This is a genomic window from Streptomyces sp. CB02056 (assembly GCF_001905545.1).
Classification (GTDB): domain Bacteria; phylum Actinomycetota; class Actinomycetes; order Streptomycetales; family Streptomycetaceae; genus Kitasatospora.
On record NZ_LIPD01000032.1, the window covers coordinates 1 to 4,541 of the forward strand.

At 70.7% G+C, this 4,541-nt stretch carries 3 protein-coding genes and 1 pseudogene; 2 read left to right on the plus strand and 2 right to left on the minus strand.

Annotated elements, in window-relative coordinates:
- Together AMK13_RS40710 and AMK13_RS40715 are read right to left on the minus strand one after the other, a co-directional pair.
- Positions 1-193: pseudogene (locus tag AMK13_RS40710) on the minus strand (GNAT family N-acetyltransferase); the annotation flags it as partial.
- 99 nt (positions 194-292) lie between these two features.
- Complete coding sequence (locus AMK13_RS40715) at positions 293-1,084, minus strand: VOC family protein (RefSeq protein WP_049651145.1); 792 nt, start codon at positions 1,082-1,084, stop codon at positions 293-295.
- A 191-nt stretch (positions 1,085-1,275) separates the two neighbouring features.
- Between AMK13_RS40715 and recD2 the strand changes: the two genes are divergently transcribed.
- Complete coding sequence (gene recD2 / locus AMK13_RS40720; RefSeq protein ID WP_241853250.1) at positions 1,276-3,513, plus strand: SF1B family DNA helicase RecD2; 2,238 nt, start codon at positions 1,276-1,278, stop codon at positions 3,511-3,513.
- 168 nt (positions 3,514-3,681) lie between these two features.
- On the plus strand, positions 3,682-4,541 hold an 860-nt coding region (locus AMK13_RS45670), incomplete at its 3' end, for a citrate/2-methylcitrate synthase (RefSeq protein ID WP_443333962.1).

Sequence of the window (4,541 nt, forward strand, 5' to 3'; positions counted from 1 at the left end):
GGCCGGCCCGGTCGGCGACGATCAGGTGCTGGTGCGGGTCGCCGTCGATGCGGGCGAAGGCGGTGCGGTAGGGGGTGAGGTCGTCGGGGCTCTCGCGGGTGGCGCCCAGGGGGTCGTCGGCGAGCATGGCCACGATCGCCGGCAGGTCGTCGGCGGTGGCCCGCCGGATCGTCAGAACAGCCGTTTCAGTCATGATCAGAGACTAGAGGCCCCTGTGTGCCGCACCGCGCCTTGTCTACGCCCGTAGCACCCCTTCCCGGGCCTTCTGAAGGGCCGTGGGGCCCTCTCGGCGTCAGTCCCCGGGCTTGGCACTGGTGATGACGGCGAAGACGGCGCCGTGCGGGTCGACCAGCTGGGCTAGGCGGCCGACGCCGTGCACGTCCATGGCCGGGATCCGTACGGTCGCGCCGAGGGTGTCGGCGATGGCGAGGCTTGCGTCGGCGTTGGGGACCTCGAAGTAGGGGAGCCAGTGCGAAGTGGTGCCGCGTGCGGTGTGTTCGGGGCCGAGCTGCATGATGCCGCCGTGGGCGTCGTCGCTGCCGCCGCCGGCCGGGGTGAGGACGGTGTACATCACCTCGCCGAGCGGGACGTCCTGCTCCTGCCAGTCGAAGACGGAGCGGTAGAAGGACTTGTCGAGTTCGGCGTCGACGCTGTAGCACTCGGCCCAGCAGAGGCTGCCCTCCTCGGTGACGACGTCCAGGCCGCGGGTGCCGTGCGGCTGCCAGACGGCGAAGTCGGCGCCGGTCGGGTCGGTGTAGGCGGCCATCCGGCCCGCGGTGAAGACGTCGAAGGGGGCGAACCGGACGCGGCCGCCGGCCTGTTCGACCAGCGCGGTGGTGCGGTCGGCGTCCTCGGTGGCGAAGTAGAGCGTCCAGCCGGGCGGCGTGCCCTCCTCGGCGAGCGGGCCCAGGGCGGCGACGGTCCGGCCGTCGAGCTGGAAGAAGCCGTAGCCGCCGGCCTCGGGGCCGGCCGAGTCGAAGGTCCAGCCGAACAGCGCGGTGTAGAAGTCGACGGACGCGCGGGTGTCGGGGCTGCTCAGGTCGAGCCAGTCCGGGGAACCGGGGCGGAAGTCGGTGTTGAGCATGGCGGCACTGCTCCTCGGACGGGGCCCGGGCGGGCGCGGTCGACGGCGGTCCCCCTCGGTCCCTCCCAGCCTGGCACCTCGGCCGGGGCGGTGCACGGCAGCGGCCGCCGCACCGGCGGGGGCGGGGTGTCGGGGCGGGGCGGTACGGTGCGTAGCGGAATCGTCCACCCGTACCGGTCGAAGGGGGTCCGGTGAGCAAGCAGGCGGCGCAGTCCGGGCAGCAGGTGCCGCGCCAGCTCGCGCAGGTCGAGGGCGTGCTGGAGCGGATCACCTACGCCAACGAGGAGACCGGCTACACGGTGGCCCGGGTGGACACCGGCCGGGGCGCGAACGACCTGCTGACGGTGGTGGGCGCGCTGCTGGGGGCGCAGGTCGGCGAGTCGCTGCGGCTGCACGGGCGGTGGGGCTCGCACCCGCAGTACGGGCGGCAGTTCACGGTGGAGAACTACACCACGGTGCTGCCCGCCACGATCCAGGGGATCCAGCGGTACCTGGGCTCGGGGCTGATCAAGGGGATCGGGCCGCGGTTCGCCGAGCGGATCGTGGAGCGCTTCGGGGCGGACACCCTGGAGGTGATCGAGAACGAGCCGGGCCGGCTGATCGAGGTGCCGGGGCTGGGGCCCAAGCGGACCAAGAAGATCGCCGCGGCCTGGGAGGAGCAGAAGGCCATCAAGGAGGTGATGGTCTTCCTGCAGGGGGTCGGGGTGTCCACCTCGTTGGCTGTGCGAATCTACAAGCAGTACGGCGACGGTTCGATCGGGGTGGTGCGGAACGAGCCGTACCGGCTGGCCTCGGACGTGTGGGGCATCGGCTTCCTGACGGCGGACCGGATCGCGCAGGCGGTGGGGATCCCGCACGACAGCCCGGAGCGGGTGAAGGCCGGCCTGCAGTACGCGCTGTCGCAGAGCACCGACCAGGGGCACTGCTTCCTGCCGGAGGAGCGGCTGATCGCGGACGGCGTGAAGCTGTTGCAGGTGGACGTCGGGCTGGTGATCGACTGCCTGGCGGAGCTGGTGGCGGCCGAGGGCGTGGTGCGCGAGGCGGTCCCGGGGGAGGGCGGCGAGCCGGTCACCGCGGTGTACCTGGTGCCGTTCCACCGGGCGGAGACCTCGCTGGCCAACCAGCTGGTGCGGCTGCTGCGTTCGGACGCGGACCGGATGCCGTGGTTCGGGAACGTGGACTGGCCGGTGGCCCTGGACTGGCTGGCGAAGCGGACCGGGGCCGAACTGGCGCCGGAGCAGGAGGAGTCGGTCCGGCTGGCGCTGACCGAGAAGGTCGCGGTGCTGACGGGCGGTCCGGGCTGCGGCAAGTCGTTCACGGTGAAGTCGATCGTGACGCTGGCGCTGGCGAAGCGGGCCAAGGTGGTGCTGGCGGCGCCGACCGGCCGGGCGGCGAAGCGGCTGGCGGAGCTGACCGGGGTGGAGGCCTCGACGGTGCACCGGCTGCTGGAGCTGAAGCCGGGCGGGGACGCCGCGTACGACCGGGACCGGCCGCTGGACGCGGACCTGGTGGTCGTCGACGAGGCCTCGATGCTGGACCTGATCCTGGCGAACAAGCTGGTCAAGGCGGTGCCGCCGGGCGCGCACCTGCTGTTCGTGGGGGATGTGGACCAGCTGCCCTCGGTGGGCGCCGGGGAGGTGCTGCGGGACCTGCTGGCGGAGGGCGGGCCGATCCCGTCGGTGCGGCTGACCAGGATCTTCCGGCAGGCGCAGCAGTCCGGCGTGGTGACCAACGCGCACCGGATCAACGAGGGCAGGCCGCCGCTGACGGACGGCCTGGCGGACTTCTTCCTGTTCGCCGAGGACGACGCGGAGCGGGCGGCCGGGCTCACGGTGGACGTGGTGGCGCGCCGGATCCCGCAGAAGTTCGGCTTCGACCCGCGCCGGGACGTGCAGGTGCTGGCGCCGATGCACCGCGGCCCGGCCGGTGCGGGGAACCTGAACACCCTGCTCCAGGCGGCGGTGACGCCGGCCCGGGAGGGGCTGGCCGAACGCCGGTTCGGCGGCCGGACGTTCCGGGTGGGGGACAAGGTCACCCAGATCCGCAACAACTACGACAAGGGGCGGAACGGCGTCTTCAACGGCACAGTGGGAGTGGTGACCGCGCTGAGCGTGGACGACCAGCGGCTGACGGTGCTCACCGACGAGGACGAGGAGGTGGCGTACGACTTCGACGAACTGGACGAGCTGGCCCACGCGTACGCGGTGACGATCCACCGCTCGCAGGGGAGCGAGTACCCGGTCGTGGTGATTCCGGTCACCATGTCCGCTTGGACGATGCTCCAGCGGAACCTGCTCTACACCGCTGTGACCAGGGCACGGAAACTCGTGGTGCTGGTGGGGTCACGCAAGGCGATCGGACAGGCCGTCCGGGCCGTCAGTGCAGGTCGGAGGCATACCGGACTCGACCATCGGCTCGCAGCTGGATGATTATCCAACGGGATGGTTGCCTCTAATGTTCTCTTGACGTGAAGAGATTTACGGCAGAGCCTAGGGTGGTGCCGATCTTGTCCGGTTCGTACCGGCTGCGGCAGCAGGTTTTGTAGGGGCGGGCCCTTTCGGGCCACCCCGGGTGCGCGACTGTCCTCCGGATGGGGGATGGTAGAGACAGTCAGGGCACCTTGGAAGAGGATTCATTTCGTCGGTGAGGAAGACGTGAGCGACAACTCGGTAGTACTGCGGTACCAGGACGGCGAGTACGAGTACCCCGTCGTCGAGAGCACTGCGGGCAACGCCGGCTTCGACATCTCGAAGCTGCTCCCGCAGACCGGCCTGGTCACCCTGGACAACGGCTTCGGTAACACCGCCGCGTACAAGTCCGCGATCACCTTCGTGGACGGCGACAACGGCATCCTGCGGTACCGCGGCTACCCGATCGAGCAGCTCGCCTCCGATGGCGGGTTCATCGAGACCGCGTACCTCCTGATCAACGGCGAGCTGCCCAACGCGGACCAGCTGGCCGAGTTCAACCGCGAGATCACCCAGCACACCCTGCTGCACGAGGACGTCAAGCGCTTCTTCCAGGGCTTCCCGCGGGACGCCCACCCGATGGCCATGCTGTCCTCGGTCGTCGGCGCGCTGTCCACGTTCTACCCGGAGAGCCACAACCCGTTCGACGCGGCCCAGCGCCACCTGTCGACGGTCCGCCTGCTCGCCAAGCTGCCGACGATCGCCGCGTACGCGTACAAGAAGGCGATGGGCCAGCCCTTCGTCTACCCGCGCAACGACCTGAGCTACGTCGAGAACTTCCTGCGGATGACCTTCGCCGTCCCCGCCGAGGACTACGAGCTCAACCCGGTCGTCGTCAACGCGCTGGACAAGCTGCTCATCCTGCACGCGGACCACGAGCAGAACTGCTCGACCTCCACCGTGCGCCTGGTCGGCTCCAGCCACGCCAACCTGTTCGCCTCGATCTCGGCCGGCATCTCGGCCCTGTGGGGCCCGCTGCACGGCGGCGC

Excerpts from the sequence above, each read along its gene's own strand:
- AMK13_RS40715 (WP_049651145.1), bottom strand. The coding sequence starts at position 1,084 with ATGCTCAACACCGACTTCCGCCCCGGTTCCCCGGACTGGCTCGACCTG.